The organism is Amycolatopsis rhabdoformis, assembly GCF_035918295.1.
GTDB lineage: Bacteria > Actinomycetota > Actinomycetes > Mycobacteriales > Pseudonocardiaceae > Amycolatopsis > Amycolatopsis rhabdoformis.
Map to the genome: position 1 here is coordinate 7,066,370 of NZ_CP142149.1, position 18,334 is coordinate 7,084,703.

An 18,334-nucleotide genomic window follows, 5' to 3' on the forward strand; every position below is an offset into this window, starting at 1 on the left:
CGGTCGGGTCAATCGGCAAGATCAATACAGCTTCTGCGGGTTGGGGTCCACCTTCACGTGCACCAGCGTCGGCCCGTTCTCGGCCAGCGCTTCGGCGAGGGCATCCCGCAGGTCGGCGCCCTGTTCGACGGTGCGCGCCGGCACGCCCATGCTCTGCGCGAGCTGCGCGAAGTCGATGCCGCCGAGTTCGGTGCCCGGCACCTTCTTGCCCCCGGCCGCCTCGCCGAGGATGCGCACGGCGGCGTACTGCGCGTTGTCCAGCACCACGAACGTGACCGGCACGTTTTCACGCGCGGCCGTCCAGAGCGCTTGCACGCAGTACATGCTGGAGCCGTCACCGAGGATGGCCACCACCTTGCGGTCGGGCCGGCCCAGCGCCGCGCCGACGGCCGCCGGGAGGCCGTAGCCGAGCGTGCCGCTCGCGACGGTGAGGAACCCCGTGTCGGTGGAGGTGATCGGCAGGTGGTCGTGGAGGCAGTTGCGGTGGCTCGGCGTCTCCTCGACCACGATCGCGTTGTCCGGCAACAGTTCCGCGACGGTGGCGTAGGCGAAGTCCGGCGAGATCGGCGTGGTTTCGGCCGGCTTCGCGGGCTTTTCGGGCCGGGGCTTGGTTTCGCGGGTCTTCGCGCTCACGTTCTCGGTGAGGGCCCGGATCGCCAGCTTGGGCGTGGAACGGAGGCCGGTGCCGGTGCCCGCGCGGGCGAGGACCTGCTCGTCGTCGCTCACCAGGAACAGCGGCGGCAACGGGGTTTCCGGCTCACCGCGGTACACGTGGTAGGTGAACGCCGGCGCGCCCAGCACCACCACCACGTCGTGGTCCTCGAGGGCGTTGGCCAGCGCGATGCGCTCGGGCTGCAGGAACCCGAGGAACAACTCGTGGTCCTCGGGGAACGAACACCGCGACGACATCGGCGCGGCCCACACGCCCGCCTTGAGCTTCTCGGCCAGCTCGATCAGCTCCGGCACCGCGCCGTCGCCGTCCACGCCGGCGCCGACCACGATGGCCGGGTTCCGCGCGTCGTCCAGTGCCTTGGCGAGCTCCTGCAACGCCTCCGGATCCGGCGCGAAGTTCGGCGTCCGACGCCCCGCCGGCAACGGCATCGTCGCCTCGGCGTCCCAGTCGTCCACGGGCACCGACACGAACACCGGCCCCTGCGGCGCCTGCGTCGCGATGTAGTAGGCGTGCGCGATCGCGGCCGGCACATCCTGCGCCCGCGCGGGCTCGATGCTCCACTTCACGTACGGCTTCGGGAAGCTCGCCGCGTCCACGGCCCCCAGGAACGGCTCGTCCGGCAACAACGACCGCGTCTGCTGCCCCGCCAGCACGATCAACGGCGCCCGATCCCGGAACGCGGTGAACACGTGGCCCAGCGAATGCCCCACGCCCCCGGCCGAGTGCAGGTTCACCAGCACGGGCTTGCGCGTCGCCTGCGCGTACCCGTCCGCCATCGCCACCACGGCCGACTCCTGCAACCCCAGGACGTACGTGAAGTCGTCGGGCCACTCGGTGAGGAAGGCGATCTCCGTGGTGCCGGGATTGCCGAACACCGTGGTCAGGCCCAGGTTGCGGAGCAGCTCCCGGGTGGCGTCGCGAATGGTGCGCATGATCCGGAGGCTATCTCGGTGACGGGCTCGGTGTCTCACCCACCCGAGTGAAGGTTTGGGGTGGTGTTTCCACGCGTGGACACTGTTGTGTCGCGGCGTAGCCGGTCATCGCGGCGGTGTCACGCACCGCCGCCGAACCCGGGTCGCCCGATCCGGGTTCGGTGTTCCCTGCCGTAAACACGCGAGTGGGGCCCTTTCCCGGAGAAAAGGGCCCCACCACAAGCGAAACTCAGCCGATCAGACCCGAAAGCCCGGTGCCCTTGAAGGAGCCCCAGCCGGTGACCTGGTCGTAGCCCGTGCCGGCGGTGAAGCCGGTGGTGCCGTTGAAGGTGTTGTTGCCGGTGGTCACGTCGTGGAAGCCGGTGGAGTAGGAGGAGCCGTTGCCGACGCTGTAGAAGGTCGGGTTGAGGTTGCCGAGGGCGCCGCCGTGGACCTGGTTCTGCAGGGCGGCGAAGGCGGCCCACAGCGGGGCCGCGCCGGAGGTGCCCCAGACGTTGCCGGAGGTGCCGCCGCTCACGATGGTGTACGCGGAGCCCGAAGCGGCGTCGCCGGCGACGTCGGGGACCTTGCGCTTCGTGGTGCTCTGGTGTGACTGCCAGGAGGGCGCGGTGAAGAGCGTGGAGATGCCACCGCCGCCGGCGCCGGCCGAGGCGCCGTCGTTCCAGGCCTTCTCGCTGCTGTAGCCGTTGGAGGAGGTCACGGTGAGCTGCGTGCCGCCGACACCGGTCACGTTCGGGCTCGAGGCCGGGAAGTCGACGGCCTGCGAGCGGCTGCCGGTCTGGCGGGCGCAGTCGGTGGTGCCGTCGTCACCCGCGGCGGCGAAGTAGGAGATGCCCTCCGCGGTGCCGGTGGCGATCGCGTTGTTCACGCTGTTGGCCGCCGACGAACCCTCGGCCGCCTCGCACGAGCCCCACGAGATGGAGACGACGCTGACGCGCTTGTCCGACGCGATCTTCTGGTACATCGCCAGCTCGCCGGCGTTGGAGTTCGGGGCCTCGTACACGAAGCTGCTCACCTTGGAGGCGAGCGCGTGGACGACCTCGATGTCCAGGTCGACCTCGACCTCGCCGTCGCCGGGGCTGGAGTCGTAGTTGGCGCCGCTCACCGGGACGGTGGTCACGCTGCCGCCGGAGAGGCCGTACTTCGAGTCGTAGCTGGTGATGTCCGACTTGCGGTAGCCGTCGAACTCGACGAAGCCGACGCTCACGCCGGTGCCCGTGGCCGAGAGGCCGCTCGTCGAGTACGCGGTCTTCAGGATGCTCGGCGTCACGGCCTTCACCACCTTCGGCGCGGCGGTGGTGGCCGAGTGCTCCTTCACGGCGTGGTTGTCGAGACCGACCACGGCCTGCACCACGGAAGAAACGGAAGCGGGCAGCGAAGGCGCCGCGTCGTTGGCGAAGAAGTGGCGGCCGTTGGTGGTGTCGGTGTAATTGCCGAGGCGGGTGCGGAATGTCGATTCGAGCTGTGCGGCCGAACCGGTGAACGTGATGGCCTGCCCGTTACCGGAAACCTGGATTCCGCGTGCGCCGTTTTGTTTCAGGAATGAAACGGCCTTCGTGACGTCGGCCTGCGTTGGGCCGAATGCCGTATTGAATTGCTCCGGAGTGAGGAAGCGGTGGTACTGCGGCGAGGCGGGGTTCTGGACGTCGGCGAGGAACTGCTGGAGAGCCTGCTGGTTGTGCAGCTTGAGCGAGAGCGCGGCGCTGATCTGCTGACCAGCGTCGACGTCGCCGCTGCGCGCGCTCGACGCGAGCGGGGCGGCGTTGGCGCTCATGGTGACCAAGGGATCGGCGTGGGCCACGCCGGCGATGGAAAGGCACAGCAACGCCGGCAGCGGGACCGCTGCGGCGACGAGCTTGCGCAAGCGCATGGCAATTCCTTCCAAACGGTGGGGGACCGGGCCGAAACAACTTCGTGCGTCGACCTGGGAAGGAGCATAAGCCGCCGAGGAACCTACTTTTGGCTGAGCTTTTCACAGTCTGTTTATGTTTCACGAGAGCAATTTGGCGACGTTGAGGAGTAATTCCCGGATTGCGGCTTAATCCTGAATTGACCCTTTTGCCGGTTACCGGCCGGAGCCAGCCGCGGCCCCCACAGCGGCCCCCTCGACCCCCGCAGACCCACCGACCGCGGCCGGGGACACAGCCGGGCCACCACGCCGACACCACCGTTTTCGCGGCTGGAGCGAAAATCCGCAACTTCCCGATGTCGTTTTGCGTTGGACAATCCGGGCGCCGCAGAGCAGGCTTTTGGTCGGCCTGCGCAACGCCCCGAGTCCCCGGTTGTCGCGTGTGCTCACCCGCCGCGTCACCCGGTCCGGCGGTACGCCGACCTGGGAATCGATGCGGATGGCCACCGAGGAACGCGGGCCGTCGCCGCGCCCGGACAGCGGGCTCGTCGCCGCTGCCGTCGCGGGCGACGCCGCCGCCGTGGCCGAGCTCGTGAAATTCCTGAGCCCGCTGGTGCTGCGGTTCTGCCGCGGCCGGCTCGGCGTGCACGGCGCCGAGGACTGCGCGCAGGACGTGCTCATGGCCGTGCTCGTCGAGCTGCCGCGCTACCGCTACGAGACCGACAACTTCCTGCCGTTCGTGTTCGGCATCGCGAAGAACAAGGTCGTCGACGAGTTCCGCCGCCGCGCCCGCAACCGCGCCGATCCCTACGCCGAGGCGGGCGACGAAGACGCGCCCGGCCCCGACGAGTTCGCCCAGACCGACTCACGGCTGCAGATCGAGGACCTCCTGCACCACCTCACGCCCGACCAGCGCGACCTGCTCACCATGCGCGTGGTGCTCGGCTACTCGGCCGAGGAAACGGCCGAGCTGCTGGGCCTGCCGAGCGCCGTGGCCGTGCGCGTGAGCCAGCACCGTGCGCTCGTGAAGCTGCGCCGGCTCCTCAAGGGCGGCCCGCTGCCGAAGCAGGACGACTGAACCTACCGCGACGGCGGGTTCTCGAAGAGGTCCTGAACGTTCGTCGACCGCGTGACGACCTCCACGGCCACCTCGCTCAGCTTGCGGCCGCGCGAGCGGGCGAACCGGCGCAGCACCCCGAACGCCTCGTCCGTCTCGACGCCGAGGCGCTCGGCGAGGAACCCCTTGGCCTGTTCGATGACCACGCGGCTGTTCAACGCGGTCTGCAGTTGCTCCACCAGCACCTCGTGGCGCTGGATCGCGCGGGCCTGCAGCAGGCCGATCGTGGCGACATCGACCATGCCGCGAGCCAGCCGCAGGTCTTCGGCGGTGAGCTCGCCGGGGCTGGCCGAGAAGAGGTTCAACGCGCCGATCGCCTCGGCGCGCAGCCGCATCGGGATGGCGTGCACCGCGCGGAAGCCGCGCTGCACGGCGAGCTCACCGAACTCGGCCCAGCCCCCGGCGTCGCGGGCCAGGTCGGGGGCGATCACCGTGGTGCGCAGCTTGAAGGCTTCGAGGCAGGGACCCTCGGCCCGCTGCAGCTGGAAGAGTTCGAGCACGCGGGCCCGTTCATCGGAGCTCGCGACGAGCTGCAGGTCGCCGTTCGCGTCCACGAGCAGCAAGCCGGCAGCGTCGACCGGGAGGAGCTCGACGCTGCGGGTCGCGAGCAGCTGGAGGAATTCGATCACGTCGAAGTCGTCAGTGAGTGTGTCGGCGAGTTCGACGAACGTGTCTACGAGCCGTCCGTCAACCAACCCGGCCATCTCCTTCGTTGGGGTTATTTCCGCTGATCACGGCTTTCATGAGGGTCCCCCTTCACGCGTGAATCGAAACCGCCGGACCACGACATCGGCGGCAATTTCGGAAAGGGGCCGCTGCTGCGCGAACGCTCGCGCCCGCAGCGCGGCGAAAGCGTCGTCGAGGCTCACGTCGAGCTGTGCGGCGACCATTCCGGTCGCCTGGTGCACTTGCGTCGATCGCAGCGAAAGGCCGATGTCGGAACCGTCGCCCGTACTCCCGGCCTGTTCGTTGAGCAGCAGGAGCAACATCAGTTCACCGTAGGCCAATGCGTCGGCGAACAGCTCCGGTTCCAGGGGTGCCGGCGCCGTGCGGTGAAACACGAATATGCCGACGTCGATCACCCCGACCCGCAGCGGCAGCACGAACTGCGCGTGCACGCCGGCCTGCACCGCCAGCGGTGCGTAGAGCGGCCAGCGGTGGGAGTGCTCGGGGCTGTCGAAGTCGCCGACCAGCACCGGCGAGCCGAGTTCACGCGCGGTGCGCACCGGTCCCTCGCCCACGGTGACCTCGAGTTCGGCGAGCACGGTCGCGAGCTCGTCGGTGGCCGTGCGCACCTCCTGGGTGTCGGGTCCGCTGCTCATCAGCACGCCGGCTCCGGCCACGCCGAGCCACGCCACCGCCGATCGGCACAGGATCGGCACCGTGACGTCACTGCGCAATCGCCTGGCCTGTTCACGGGCCCGCTCCCACGCCCGTGTGAGCGGTGTGCCGTGGCGCCCTTGCTCGCTCGCAGCCACACCCGAGCCCCTCAAACTCGGTGAAACCCACGAGCCTCCCGGCCGAGAGGCTCTCGAAACACCTTAGCCCAAGCGTTTGCGCAGCTCAGGCATTGACGAGCGTGGCCCATTCACGCACCGCGGCGGCGTCCACAGGAGACGCCCACCCGCCCGGCCGCACCGCGCTGCCCACGTGGAGGCCGCGCACTCCCCCGGCCCGCAGCAGGTGCACCTGCTGCGCGCGCAGCCCGCCGCCGACGAGCAGCGAGGGGCCTTCGGTGCGCCGCGCGAGCTGCTGCAGCACGGAAAGGCCGCTGCCGACGCCGTGGGGGCTGCCGGCCGCCAGGACCGTGTCGCAGCCGAGCTCGGTGAGCACGTCGAACGCGGCGAGCGGGTCACGCGCCCGGTCGATGGCCCGGTGGAAGGTCCACTTCGCGCCGTCGAGCTCCTTGAGCAGCGCGCGGCACGCGTCGACGTCGATCTCACGGTCTTCGGTGAGGAACCCGAACACGAACTCGCGCGCGCCGGCGGCCACCAGCTTCGCGGTGTCGGCGCGCAGGGCGTCGAGGTCACCGGCGGCGAACCCGTCGGCGGCCCGCAGCATCACGCGCACGGGCAGGTCGGTGGCGGCGAGCACGTCGCGCACGGTCTGCTCTGACGGCGTGAGCCCGTCGCGGGCCATGTCCGCGACCAGTTCGAGCCGGTCCGCTCCGCCTTCCTGAGCGCGCTGCGCGTCTTCCGGACCCAGCGCGATCACTTCCAGCAGGGCGGTCTTCGAGCTCATGGGTCATCCGTTCGGTCAGGTCGTGGGGTTCTCGTCCCCCCGGGCGTGGCGACCACGCCGGAACCCGCCTTGAAGGCTCGTCATCCGCTCGCGCACCGCTTCGGGGGAAAGCGAGAGTATCGGCCGCTGCTCGGGCACCTGCCCGGGGCTGGCCTCCAACCCGTCCGGACCGGCTTCCTCCACGTCCGAGACCCGCAGGAACGGCCACGTGTCCTCGGCGCCGTCCTCCTGTTCGAGCTCGTCGGAGGTCGGCCACTGCGGGCCGGCGAAGGCGTCGTCGGGGTCGGTGGTGGGGAACTGCTCGACGGGGAGCTCGGGTTCCTCGCTGTCGGGTTCCGGGAACGCGGGTTCCGGGAACGCGGGCTCCGCGTAGTCCGGTTCGAGGACGACGCGGGCATGGCGGGCAGGTTGTTCTTCGGCCACCGGAGGTTGCGGGGCGGGCTCCGGGTCGCGCTGCCGATCCGGCGCGGGTTCCGCCAGGCGTTCGGGCAACGACTCGTGCACCGGTTCCGCGACGGTTTCCGACCGGGCTTCCGGCACAGCGTCCGGCGCGAACTCCGGCACGACTTCCGGCACCGGGGCCGTCCCGCGGTCCGGCCCACGGTCGTGTCCGCCGTCTTGACCACGGTCCTGCCCACCGTTGTGCCCGAGGTCGTGCCCGATGCCCGGCCCGGCATCCGCCACCGGCAACGGTTCCGGCGGCACCGGGGCCCGGCCTTCCGGCTGCGGTGCGGCCGCGTCGAACCACTGCGACAGCACGTCGCGGTAGGCGGGCATGCGTTCGGTCGGCGCGTCGAGGTCGAGGTGCGAGCGGTCCTCCGGCGCGGGCCACGGCGTCGCGCTCTCGACCACCGGCGCACGCCGCGGCGGCCCGGGCTCCAGCACGGGCACGATCGGCGCGTCGTCGGTCGCCTCGGGTTCTTCCTCCGCCACCGCGGCCGTGGGCACCAGCGGAGCCAGCGGCGGCAGCAGCTCCGGCGTCGCCTCGGCCTCGGCCACCGCTCCGGCGACGGACGCGGGCGGCTCGGGCAGCGGCGGCGCGTCGACGATCAGCGCGGCCGGCACGAGCACGGTCGCCGTGATGCCGGTGCCCTCGGCCGACCGCAGCGACACGTCGATGTGGTGGCGCTGCGCGAGCGTCGCGACCACGTACAGGCCCATGCGGCGCGACACCTCGACGTCGACGTCCGGCGGGTTGGCCAGGCGTGCGTTGGTGCGGTCGATCTCGGCCTGCGGCATGCCGGCGCCGCGGTCGGTGATCTCGATCCGCCAGTCGCCCTCGGGGGTTTCGGCGCTTTCCACCGTGACGTTCGTGCGTTCCGACGAATACCGCGTGGCGTTCTCGAGCAGCTCCGACACCACGTGCACGAGGTCGTTCACGGCCTCGCCGCGCACCGCGAGCACCGGCGCGGACCCCAGCTCGATGCGCTGGTAGTCCTCCACTTCGGACAGTGCCGCGCCCACGATCTCGTCGGCCACCACCGGCCCGCTGTCCTCGCGCTCGAGGTCGGTGCCCGAGAGCACGAGCAGGTTTTCGCTGTTGCGGCGCATGCGCGTGGCGAGGTGGTCGAGCTCGAACAGGCCCGCCAACGTGTCGGGGTCCTGCTCGCCGGCCTCCATGCGGTCGAGCACGGAGAGCTGACGTTCCACGAGATCTTGGCTTCGCTGCGAGAGGTTGACGAACATCGAGTTCACGTTCTCGCGCAGCATCGCCTGCTCGGCCGCGAGCCGCACGGCCTCGCCGTGAACCGCGTCGAACGCGCGCGCGACCTGGCCCACCTCTTCGCGCGTGAACACCGGCACGGGCGCGACGGCCGCGCGGTGACGCAGGTTCTCCGGCGCCGGATCGGGGTCGGTGAGCAGCCGTTGCACGGCCTCGGGCAGCCGGTGGTCGGCCACGTCCAGTGCCGTGCGCCGCAGCACGCGCAGCGGCCGCAGCAGCGAGCGCGCGATGACCACGGACAGGATGCCGGCCACGAGCAGCACGGCGAGCACCACGCCGCAGTCCCAGATCGTCGACGTGCGGGCCTGCGCCGCGAGCTCGTCGGTCTGCTGCTGCAGCTGCACGAGCAGCGCTTCCTGCACCTGGTGGGCGAGGTTCACCGTGTAGGTGGCCGCGGTGTCCCACTGGTTCGGGTCCAGGCCCTGCAGCGACTGGCCGTTCTCCGCGCGGGTGAGCGCCGACTCGACCATGTCGTTGCCGATGTCCACGACGAGGCCGATCACGGTGTCGTCGTACATCCGCTGCTGGTCGGGCGAGGCGAAGGTGCGGTAGTCGTTGCGCGCGGCGTTGAGCTCGGCCTCGGCGCCGAGCAGCGCGCGCGTGCGGTCGCGGTTGAGGCTGCCCTCGGCCAGCGCCTCGGACATGATCGCGCGCTTGACCGACATCTGGTCCTTGATCCGCGCGAGCGCGTTGCCGGCGAGGCGCAGCCGGGCGAGATCGGGATCGGAGACGTCGGCGGCGGCCGTGTCGCTGATGTCGAGCAGGCCCGAGATCAGCTCGCTGTAGGAGCGGAGCACGGCGTCGGCCGGGAACGCCGAGTGCTCGGCGGAGTAGCGCAGGCCGCTGAGCACGCGCAGGCGGTCGTCGCTCTGCTGCAGGTTGCTGGCGGCCGCGGCGTCGAGGCGCGGTTTGCTGTCGGCGAGCGTTTTCTCGAACGTGCCGATGGCCTGGTCCACGCGCGTGCGCTGGCCCGTGAGATCCGTGGTGGCGCCCTGGCGGTTGCCGGCGACGAAGCGCACCGTGACGTCGCGCTCGCGCTGCAGCTGGTGCAGCACCTCGGCCACGGTGCTGTCCACGCGGCCGCGGGCGGCGAACTCGGCGAGCGCCTGGGCGTCGCGCAGGTCGGTGCTCACGCGCAGGCCCACGAGCCCGATCACGGCGAGCGCGGGGATCAGCAGGACGGCGAAGAGCTTGGTGCGCAGGTGCCAGTTGCGCAGCCGCCAGCGACCCCCGACCTGTCTGGCGGCAGCGGGATCCGTCGCGTCGCCCGTTCGGGGACGCTGGTCGCGACGGCTCACCTAAGCTTCCTTTTCACCGCGGCACCTCATCCGCGGACGACATCGGGGTTGTCCGAATCGAGCCTACTCGACAGTAGGTTGGCTCCATCGGATCGGGAAACCGCACTGGCGCGGTCACGGCCCTGTCGGGGATCGTATGGGCAGCGGCCCATACGATCCAGCGTGATGCGGAGATTCTCCCGGTGGGTGAGAGCGGATGAACGTGCGCAGACTGGTGTTGCCGCTGGTGGCGGTCTTGCTGGCCACCGGCGGCTGTTCGCTGTTCACTTCGCGTGACGCGGCGGCGCCGGCGCCAGTGGAACGGACCACTCTGCGAGTGGGCGTCGGCGGACCGATCGACACGGCTCCCCTGCGGGTCGCGACGGCCGCCGGGAAGTTCCGCGAGGCGGGCCTCAACGTCACGCTCGTGGACCTCGGCACCGAGGACGGGCTGGCGAAGCTCGCCGGCGGGCAGCTGGACGTGACGTTCGCCAGCGATGTGTCGATGTTCCGCGCGGCCAACGCCGGCACGGCCCTGCAGCTGCAAGGCGAGGCGTACACCTCAGGCAGCAACACCATCGCGCTCGTGACGCTGCCGAACTCCGACTACACCGAGCCGACGGACAAGAAGTCGCCGAAGATCGCGGTGGACGACCTCGACGACATCGGCGCGCTCACGGCCCGGTCGGTGCTGGCGACCGCGGGCGTCGACCCGGCGAAGGTGCACCTGGTGCCCCAGCCGTTCGACCGGATGCCCGACGCGCTGCAGGCCGGCGAGGTCGACGCCGCGCTGATGGTGGAGCCGTACATCACGCGGGCGGAGAAGGAGCTCGGCGCGCAGATCCTCGCCGACGGGTCCAGCGGCGCCACGCTCGACTTCCCGGCTTCGGCCTACGCCACCACGGGCGCGTTCGCGCGCGACAACCCGCGCACGCTCGCCGTGTTCCGGCGCGTGCTCATGCAGGCGCAGCAGGCGGCCGCCGACCCGGCGACCGTCCGCGACGCGCTGCCCACGTTCTCCGACATCGACCCGACCACCGCGGCGCTGATCTCGCTGGGCACCTACCCGACCACGCTCTCGGCGATCCGGCTGCAGCGCGTGGCCGACCTCATGCACACCTCCGGCCTCATCCCGAGCCGGCTCGACGTGCAGGCGATGCTGCCGGAGGAGGACCAGCCCTAGATGTTCTCGCCGGCGGGCTGCAGGCACACCGTGCGCTCGGGCGGGCCGCTGTACACGCGGACCTCGTCGTCGGCGCCGCAGGAGTCCTCGTCGCTTTGACCCTGGTGCACCACGGCGCGGGCTTCGGCGTCGGGGTCGCTGCAGGTGACCTTGCTGATCTCGGCGTCGTCGTCGACGTCGCGCAGGCATTCGCCCGACGACACGTTGAGCGCCAGGCACAGCGTCTGGCTCGGGGTGCCGGTGCGGCTGGCGCCGCGGAAGAGCTGGAAGCGCACGTAGTCGCCGCCGTGGCAGCTCGACGTGCCGCCTTCGACGTCGTCGACGCGGTAGGTGGCGCGCTGCTCCGAGCAGCCCACGCCGTGGTAGCTCTGCGTGCTGGCACTCGCTTCGGACAGGTAGAGGCAGCTGCCGGCCACCGGCGTGCCGGACGAGCGCGCAATCGCGCCCACGCCGAACGCCGCGAGCACGCCGACGCCGAGCGCCACCACGATTCCCGCCGCGATCAGCACCTTCGCCGTGCTCGAGAGCGGCCGGGGCGCGCCCGGCCGGGGCGGCACGGCGCCCGGCGGCTGAAACGGGTTGGCGGCCGGCGGCGCGCCGAACGGTGGTGTGGTCAAAGGTCCCCCTCCGGCTTTTTCCTGCGGATCATCTTGGCACCCTGGTGGCCGCGGCGGGAGGGACACCTCGCGGAGAACGTATAAAGGACGGGTGACTGATGGCCCCCTGATCGTCCAGTCCGACAAGACCGTGCTGCTCGAGGTCGACAACCCTCAGGCGAACGACGCGCGCATCGCGATCGCGCCCTTCGCCGAGCTGGAACGCGCGCCCGAGCACGTGCACACCTACCGGATCACGCCCCTGGCGTTGTGGAACGCGCGCGCCGCCGGGCACGACGCGGAGCAGGTCGTGGACGCGCTCACCACCTACTCGCGCTTCCCGGTGCCGCAGCCGCTGCTGATCGACGTGGTCGACGTGATGGGCCGTTTCGGCCGGCTGCAGATCGCCAACCACCCGGCCCACGGCCTGGTGATGTCGACCACCGACCGCGCGGTGCTGGAGGAGGTGTCGCGCCACAAGAAGATCAGCCCGATGCTCGGCGCGCGCATCGACCCCGACACGGTGATCGTGCACCCGTCCGAACGCGGGCGGCTCAAGCAGGCCCTGCTGAAGGTCGGCTGGCCCGCCGAAGACCTCGCGGGCTACGTCGACGGCGAAGCGCACCCCATCGCGCTGGAGGAAGACGACTGGGTGCTGCGCGACTACCAGCGCCAGGCGGCGGAGGCCTTCTGGGCCGGCGGCTCCGGCGTCGTCGTGCTCCCCTGCGGCGCCGGCAAGACCCTGGTGGGCGCGGCGGCCATGGCCCACGCGCAAGCCACCACGCTGATCCTGGTCACCAACACCGTCGCGGGCCGTCAGTGGAAACGCGAACTCGTGGCGCGCACGTCGCTCACCGAAGACGAGATCGGCGAGTACTCGGGCGAGAAGAAGGAAATCCGCCCGGTCACCATCGCCACCTACCAGGTCGTCACCCGCAAGACGAAGGGCGAATACCGCCACCTGGAGCTCTTCGACTCCCGCGACTGGGGCCTCGTCGTGTACGACGAGGTGCACCTGCTGCCCGCGCCCGTGTTCCGGATGACGGCCGACCTGCAGTCGCGCCGCCGCCTCGGCCTCACCGCGACGCTCGTGCGCGAAGACGGCCGCGAAGGCGACGTGTTCTCCCTGATCGGCCCCAAACGCTACGACGTCCCGTGGCGCGACATCGAGGCCCAGGGCTGGATCGCGCCCGCCGAGTGCACCGAGGTCCGCGTGACCCTCACCGACGCCGAGCGCCTCGCCTACGCCACCGCCGAACCCGACGAGCGCTACAAGCTCGCCGCCACGGCGGAGACGAAGACGCCCGTGATCAAGTCCATTGTGGAGCGCCATGCCGGCGAGCCCACCCTGGTGATCGGCGCGTACCTCGACCAGCTCGAAATGCTGGGTGCGGAGCTCGACGCGCCCGTGATCCAGGGGTCGACGCGGAACAAGGAGCGGGAAGAGCTGTTCGACCGCTTCCGCCGGGGTGAGCTGCGGACCCTGGTGGTGTCGAAGGTGGCGAACTTCTCCATCGATCTCCCCGAGGCGTCGGTGGCCATCCAGATCTCGGGCACGTTCGGCTCCCGGCAGGAGGAAGCCCAGCGCCTCGGCCGCCTCCTGCGCCCCAAGGGCGACGGGCGACAGGCGCACTTCTATTCGATCGTGTCGCGGGACACGGTGGACACGGAGTACGCGGCGCACCGGCAGCGGTTCCTGGCGGAGCAGGGGTACGCGTATCACATCGTCGACGCGGAGGATCTGCGTCGACCGCTGTGAGTCGACGCTCGTGAGGGGTGACGCCGGCCGTCTGTTGTGACGGGCGGTCGGCCGACCGTCGCGTCAAGCGGGCCCGGCCGGCAGCCCGGGCGGCTTCGCACTCGACACCCTCTTCACCCGTTCGCCGCACCAACCCCTTTCACCACTCGAACCCCACCCACCCCACAAAACCCCCTCCGACCAGCACCTCCCTCGATTCACTCGAACGGATGATCGAGTGAACCCCTGGAAATTGTCGGTCCCTCGAACTACTGTTCGATGTGCACGACCGAACACCAGTTCGAGGGGAAGCTCATGACGATCGCACCGTTCCGCCCCGCCGCGGGGGCCCCGCCGGTTCAGACGTTGCCGCCCGGGCGGTGGCACGGGCACATCTGGGTGTCGGAGGAGCCGCTGGCGCGGTCGCACCGATATCTGGAGTGTGTGGCGGAGTTCGAGCGCTCCGGGCTGTGGCCCGTGCTGGTCCCGCACGACCAGCGGTTCGCGGCGCGCGGGGAAGACTGGCTGGACGACCGCGGCCGCCTCGCGCCGGCGGGGCACCGGGTCGACTCGGTGGACCCGGCGGAGGCGCTGGCGCGCTGGTGGGACACCTCGTGCTGCGACGGTGCGTGCCTGCGGCCGTTCGGTGCCCGCTTCCCCGGGCTCGCGCGCCGCACGCACCGGCGGGCCGATCCGCTCGCGGAGGCGGGCAACACCGGGTCGATCCTGGCCACCCGCGGTGCGCACCGCCTCGGCCTGGTCCAGACCGCTCGGCCCGCCGACATCCCGGCGCTGCTCGGCTGGACGGGCATGATCAAGTCCACCGATCGCGTCGCGGAGCTGTCGGCCGTGCTGCGCAGCTGGGAGGACCGCTTCGGCGCCACGCTGATCTCCCTGGGCTTCGACTCACTCACGCTGTCGGTCTCCGCGCCGCCGCGCACGCTGGCGCGCGCGTTCACCGTGGCGGCGGAGCACCGGTCCTTCAGCCTCCCCACGTACCTCTCCCAGCCCGGCACGCTGCGCGAATACGCGAGCGGCCTCGTGCAAACACGCCTGTGGAACTTCTCGTGGGCCTGACGCCGAGGACGTGAGACACATGTCCGCTCGATTGGGTCGCGTGTCCCGAAGTGTGGTGCGGCTGTCCGGCCGGCGGCTGCGCGAGCGGGTTTATCGCAATGGGCCGAGGGGAATCACGTCGCGGAAGAAGGGGGTGAGGGAGGTCGCCACGATCCGGATCGGCACGTCGGGGTGGCGGTATCCGCCGTGGCGCCGCGAGTTCTACCCCGAGGGGCTCGCGCAGCGCCGCGAGCTGGAGTACCTGTCGCAGCGGTTGAACTCCGTGGAGCTCAACGGCGCCTTCTACTCCCTGCAGACACCCGAGCGCTACCGCGCCTGGGCCGAGCAGACGCCGGCCGAGTTCGTGTTCGCGGTGAAGGGCGGGCGGTTCATCACGCACCTCAAGCAGCTGCGTGACGTCGAGCCCGCGGTCGCCAACTTCTTCGCGTCCGGGATCCTGGCGCTCGGCGAAAAACTGGGGCCGGTGCTGTGGCAGCTGCCCGCGCGGCTCGAGTTCGACCCCGACCGCGTCGAGACGTTCCTCGACCTGCTGCCGCGCACCACCACCGAAGCCGCGGCCCTCGGCGCGAAGCACGACGACAAGCTGAAGACCCCGCCCTACCTCGAACCCGGCAGGAACCGGCCGGTGCGCCACGCGCTCGAGGTGCGCCACCCCAGCTTCGTCACCCCCGAAGCGCTCGACCTGCTTCGCCGGTACCAGGTCGCCCTGGTCGTCGCCGACACCGCCGGCCGCTGGCCCTACCGCGAGGACCAGACCACGGACTTCACCTACGTGCGCCTCCACGGCGACGTCGAGCTCTACACCAGCGGCTACACCGAATCAGCCCTCCGCGCCTGGGCCACCAAGATCAAGGCCTGGCACGCCGACGGCCACCGCGACGTCCACGTCTACTTCGACAACGACGTGAAAGTCGAAGCGCCCCGCAACGCGATCACCCTCACCCACCTCCTGGATCTCGAGCCGCCGCCGGCACAGTGAGCGCGCAGTGAGCGCCGTCCGCTTGGCTGGGGCGTACGGGTGCAGGTGGTCCGCCTGCTGTCTCTGGGGGTCGGCACGCAGACCACCGCACCCTGTTGTCTCGGTAGCTCAGTCTCGGTAACTCGGTCCCGGCACCTTCCCCGCTGACCGGAACCCTTGCCCCGCCCAACGGCACCCTGCCGCAACAGCAGCAGCTCAGCCCGAGACCATCGCGGCGAGCTTCGCTCGCACAGTCGCCGCATCGGGATGAGACAGGTCCGTGAGAAGGCGGACGGAACGCAGCCAGCAATCGCGCGCGGCGGCGGGGTGGCCGAGTCGCTGGTGCGCCGTGCCCAGCCGGGCCAGCACGTCGGCGGCTTCGTAGTGCTCGTCGAGCGAGAAGAACATGTCGACCGCGTCGGACATGCACTCGATGCCCTCCGCCGAACGGCCGAGCCCGAGCAGCGCCTTGGCGCGCGTCACCAGGGAGAACCGGCCGTCACGCGGAGTGGGAGCCAGCTTTAGGGCCTCGTCGGCCAGAGACAAGGCGCGCGGGAAATCCCCGAAGTCACAACACAAATCGCCGAGGGCCCGCAGCACGTTGGCCTCGAAACCCGGGAGCCGCAGGTCACGCACGATCTCCAGCGCCTCGGTGCCGTGAGCCAGAGCGGCGGGGAACTCGGCCGGCGAATCAGCCGCCATCGCGAGGTTGTACAGCGCCCGCGCCGCACCCTCGCGGGAGCCGAGTTCGCGTTGCAGCGCCAGCGCCTGCTGCAGGTTCCGCCGCGCCGAAGCGTAATCACGCACGACGCCGTCGATCACCCCGAGGCAGTTGAGGATCCCCGCCTCGCCGCCCCGATCACCGGAGATCCGCGTGCCACGCAGAGCGAGTTCGTTGAGCGCCCGCCAGTCGTCCACGCGGGCGCGGCCGGCGAAATACGTGAACATCAGCCAAGTGAGCTTCCAGCAGTGCGGGTACGCCCGCAGCCGGAACGCCAGGTGCACCACCGCCACCAGGTTGCCGTACTCCTCGGCGAACCACGCCAGACCCGCGTGGTAATCGGCGAACGTCAATCCACCATCACCGCTCAGCTCCAGCGAACCGTAGATCCGGTCGGGCCGCATCGCGCGTGAAGCGTTGAACGCCGAAAAGAGGTAGAAATCCAACAACCGCAGCCGCGCCGCCGTCGAGTCCTCCGCACTGTCCACATGGTACGAAAGCTCAGCCGCGTAGGCCCGGATCAGGTCGTGGAACTGATAGCGCCCCGGCTGCGGCTGCGTGAGCAGGTGCGCCGACACGAGCGCGTCCAACGCCGGCCCCGGCGGTGAACCCAGCAGCACCTCGGCGACAGCCGGTGTCACGTCCGGGCCAGGCAGCAACCCGAGCAGCCGCAACAACCTCCCAGCCTCGCCCGGCAACGCCCGGTACGAGTACGAAAACACCGCCCGGACGTTCGTGTCGTCACCGTCGCCGAGATCGAACAGCCCGAGCCGATCGAACCCGGCCAGCGAATCCACAAAGGACCCGATCGGCAGGTCCGGGAACTGCGCTGCTCGCACGGCCAGGATCCGGATCGCCAACGGCAGCCCGCCGCAGTACTCGACGAATCGTGACGTGGCCGCGGGATCGGCGTTGACCCGGTCGACGCCGATCGCCGAAGCCAGCAGCTCGACCGCACCCGCCTCGTCCAGCTCCTCGAGCGCGATCCGCCGCGCGCCGTGCGTCGCGACGAGCCCACGCAGCTGCCAACGGCTCGTGACCACGACCAGGCACCCCGGGCCCGGCAGCAGCGCGCGGACCTGCTCGGTGCTGTTCGCGTTGTCCAGCACCACGAGCACCCGGCGCCCGGCCGTGTGCGTGCGCCACAGCGCGGCCCGGCTGTCCACCTCGGCCGGAATCTGCTCACCCGGAACCCCCAGTGAGGACAGCAAAGTCTCCAGGGCCGCCAACGGTTCCACCGGATCACCGGGACCGTAGCCGCGCAGGTTCAGGAACACCTGCCCACCCGGGAACCGATCCACGACCTCGTGTGCGAAGTGGACGGACAGCGTGGTTTTTCCCATCCCGCCCATGCCTTCCACCGAGGCGATGGGCGTGGATGTGCTGTCGTCGGCCGGCACGAGCGCGCGCAGAGCTTTCAAGTCCGCCTCACGTCCGGCGAACGCCCCGAGGTCGGCCGGCAGCTGGTGCGGCACCTGCGGCTCCACGGCCGGCTGGTACGGCGCCCCACCCAGCACCAGCCGGTGCACGCGCTGCAGCCCGGCGCCGGGGTCGAGGCCCAGCTCGTCGGCCAGCACCGCGCCGATCCGCCGGTACACCTCGAGCGCCTCGGCCTGTCGGCCGGAATGGAACAACGCGAGCACGAGCTGCTCGTGCAACCGCTCCCGCAACGGGTGTTCCCTGGTCAGCCGCGTGAGCTCCGGCACCACGGTGCCGAACTCGCCGACCGCGATCAACGCGTCGGCCCACAGCTCACGCACGCGCGTGCGCTCCTCCGCGAGCTGACCGGCCTCGTCGAGGTGCAGGGCGTCGGACTCCACGTTCTGCAACGCCGGCCCGCGCCACTCCGCGAGCGCGTCGGCGAACAACGCCGCGGCCCGCCGGTGTTCACCTTGTTCGAACGCTGTCCTCCCGCGCGCCGCGAGTGCGCGAAAACGACCGAGATCCGTGACCGAAGGATCAAGCTCCAGCAGATAACCACCACGTTCTGTGCGAATCACAACACCCTCGCCCAGCGCGCGCCGCAGCCGCAGCACATACGTCTGGAGCGCGCCCTTCGAGCGGCGCTGGTCGTCTTCCCACAGCCACCGGCCGAGCTCGGCCACGGACACCACGCGGTTCACCCGCAGCAGCAGCCCGGCCAGCACGATCAACGGCCGGCTGCCACCCAACGGCACGGCGCGGCCCCCGGCCACGACCTCGGCCGGGCCGAGCACCCGGAAGTCGAGGCCGTCCACGCTCTCATTCTG

At 70.8% G+C, this 18,334-nt stretch carries 13 protein-coding genes; 5 read left to right on the top strand and 8 right to left on the bottom strand.

The features are described from left to right. Positions 1–21: 21 nt before the first annotated feature. Positions 22–1,605: a benzoylformate decarboxylase gene (mdlC, locus tag VSH64_RS32545; RefSeq protein ID WP_326566570.1), complete on the bottom strand. Its 1,584-nt coding sequence runs from the start codon at positions 1,603–1,605 to the stop codon at positions 22–24. Positions 1,606–1,834: 229 nt separating this feature from the next. After that, positions 1,835–3,475 (bottom strand): S53 family peptidase, encoded by a 1,641-nt coding sequence (locus tag VSH64_RS32550; RefSeq protein ID WP_326566571.1) that lies wholly within the window; start codon positions 3,473–3,475, stop codon positions 1,835–1,837. Positions 3,476–3,896: 421 nt separating this feature from the next. Between VSH64_RS32550 and VSH64_RS32555 the strand changes: the two genes are divergently transcribed. Further along, on the top strand, positions 3,897–4,532 hold the full coding sequence (locus VSH64_RS32555; protein ID WP_326838089.1) for a sigma-70 family RNA polymerase sigma factor: 636 nt from the start codon (positions 3,897–3,899) through the stop codon (positions 4,530–4,532). Positions 4,533–4,534: 2 nt separating this feature from the next. Here VSH64_RS32555 and VSH64_RS32560 read toward each other — a convergent pair whose 3' ends face one another. From VSH64_RS32560 to VSH64_RS32575, 4 genes are all read right to left on the bottom strand, one after another. Further along, positions 4,535–5,275: a GAF and ANTAR domain-containing protein gene (locus VSH64_RS32560; RefSeq protein ID WP_326566572.1), complete on the bottom strand. Its 741-nt coding sequence runs from the start codon at positions 5,273–5,275 to the stop codon at positions 4,535–4,537. Between the two features lie 36 nt (positions 5,276–5,311). After that, positions 5,312–5,971 (bottom strand): GAF domain-containing protein, encoded by a 660-nt coding sequence (locus VSH64_RS32565; RefSeq protein ID WP_326566573.1) that lies wholly within the window; start codon positions 5,969–5,971, stop codon positions 5,312–5,314. A 163-nt stretch (positions 5,972–6,134) separates the two neighbouring features. Then, positions 6,135–6,812 (bottom strand): copper homeostasis protein CutC, encoded by a 678-nt coding sequence (locus VSH64_RS32570; RefSeq protein ID WP_326566574.1) that lies wholly within the window; start codon positions 6,810–6,812, stop codon positions 6,135–6,137. Between the two features lie 15 nt (positions 6,813–6,827). Beyond that, on the bottom strand, positions 6,828–9,833 hold the full coding sequence (locus VSH64_RS32575) for a sensor histidine kinase (protein ID WP_326566575.1): 3,006 nt from the start codon (positions 9,831–9,833) through the stop codon (positions 6,828–6,830). Between the two features lie 196 nt (positions 9,834–10,029). Between VSH64_RS32575 and VSH64_RS32580 the strand changes: the two genes are divergently transcribed. Next, complete coding sequence (locus tag VSH64_RS32580) at positions 10,030–10,995, top strand: ABC transporter substrate-binding protein (protein WP_326566576.1); 966 nt, start codon at positions 10,030–10,032, stop codon at positions 10,993–10,995. Here VSH64_RS32580 and VSH64_RS32585 read toward each other — a convergent pair. Further along, a complete protein-coding gene (locus VSH64_RS32585; RefSeq protein ID WP_326566577.1) occupies positions 10,992–11,612 on the bottom strand; it encodes an LppU/SCO3897 family protein in 621 nt (206 codons plus the stop codon). The genes VSH64_RS32580 and VSH64_RS32585 overlap by 4 nt on opposite strands. Before the next feature lie 91 nt (positions 11,613–11,703). Here VSH64_RS32585 and VSH64_RS32590 point away from each other — a divergent pair, with 91 nt between their 5' ends. The 3 genes from VSH64_RS32590 to VSH64_RS32600 all read left to right on the top strand — a co-directional run bounded on the left by VSH64_RS32590 (position 11,704) and on the right by VSH64_RS32600 (position 15,385). Next, positions 11,704–13,350, top strand: coding sequence for a DNA repair helicase XPB (locus tag VSH64_RS32590; protein ID WP_326566578.1), 1,647 nt, complete (start codon positions 11,704–11,706; stop codon positions 13,348–13,350). A 294-nt stretch (positions 13,351–13,644) separates the two neighbouring features. Continuing rightward, positions 13,645–14,406: a DUF4253 domain-containing protein gene (locus tag VSH64_RS32595; RefSeq protein ID WP_326566579.1), complete on the top strand. Its 762-nt coding sequence runs from the start codon at positions 13,645–13,647 to the stop codon at positions 14,404–14,406. A gap of 133 nt (positions 14,407–14,539) precedes the next feature. Continuing rightward, complete coding sequence (locus VSH64_RS32600) at positions 14,540–15,385, top strand: DUF72 domain-containing protein (RefSeq protein WP_326566580.1); 846 nt, start codon at positions 14,540–14,542, stop codon at positions 15,383–15,385. A 195-nt stretch (positions 15,386–15,580) separates the two neighbouring features. On the opposite strand, the gene VSH64_RS32605 is transcribed toward VSH64_RS32600, so the two are convergent. Beyond that, on the bottom strand, positions 15,581–18,322 hold the full coding sequence (locus VSH64_RS32605; protein ID WP_326566581.1) for an AfsR/SARP family transcriptional regulator: 2,742 nt from the start codon (positions 18,320–18,322) through the stop codon (positions 15,581–15,583). Positions 18,323–18,334: the final 12 nt, after the last annotated feature.

Bases quoted from the DNA above. Each gene is read 5' to 3' on its own strand.
- VSH64_RS32595 (WP_326566579.1), top strand. From the start codon at position 13,645: ATGACGATCGCACCGTTCCGCCCCGCCGCGGGGGCCCCGCCGGTTCAG.
- VSH64_RS32550 (WP_326566571.1), bottom strand. From the start codon at position 3,475: ATGCGCTTGCGCAAGCTCGTCGCCGCAGCGGTCCCGCTGCCGGCGTTG.
- VSH64_RS32570 (WP_326566574.1), bottom strand. From the start codon at position 6,812: ATGAGCTCGAAGACCGCCCTGCTGGAAGTGATCGCGCTGGGTCCGGAA.
- VSH64_RS32580 (WP_326566576.1), top strand. From the start codon at position 10,030: ATGAACGTGCGCAGACTGGTGTTGCCGCTGGTGGCGGTCTTGCTGGCC.
- mdlC (WP_326566570.1), bottom strand. From the start codon at position 1,605: ATGCGCACCATTCGCGACGCCACCCGGGAGCTGCTCCGCAACCTGGGC.
- VSH64_RS32560 (WP_326566572.1), bottom strand. From the start codon at position 5,275: ATGGCCGGGTTGGTTGACGGACGGCTCGTAGACACGTTCGTCGAACTC.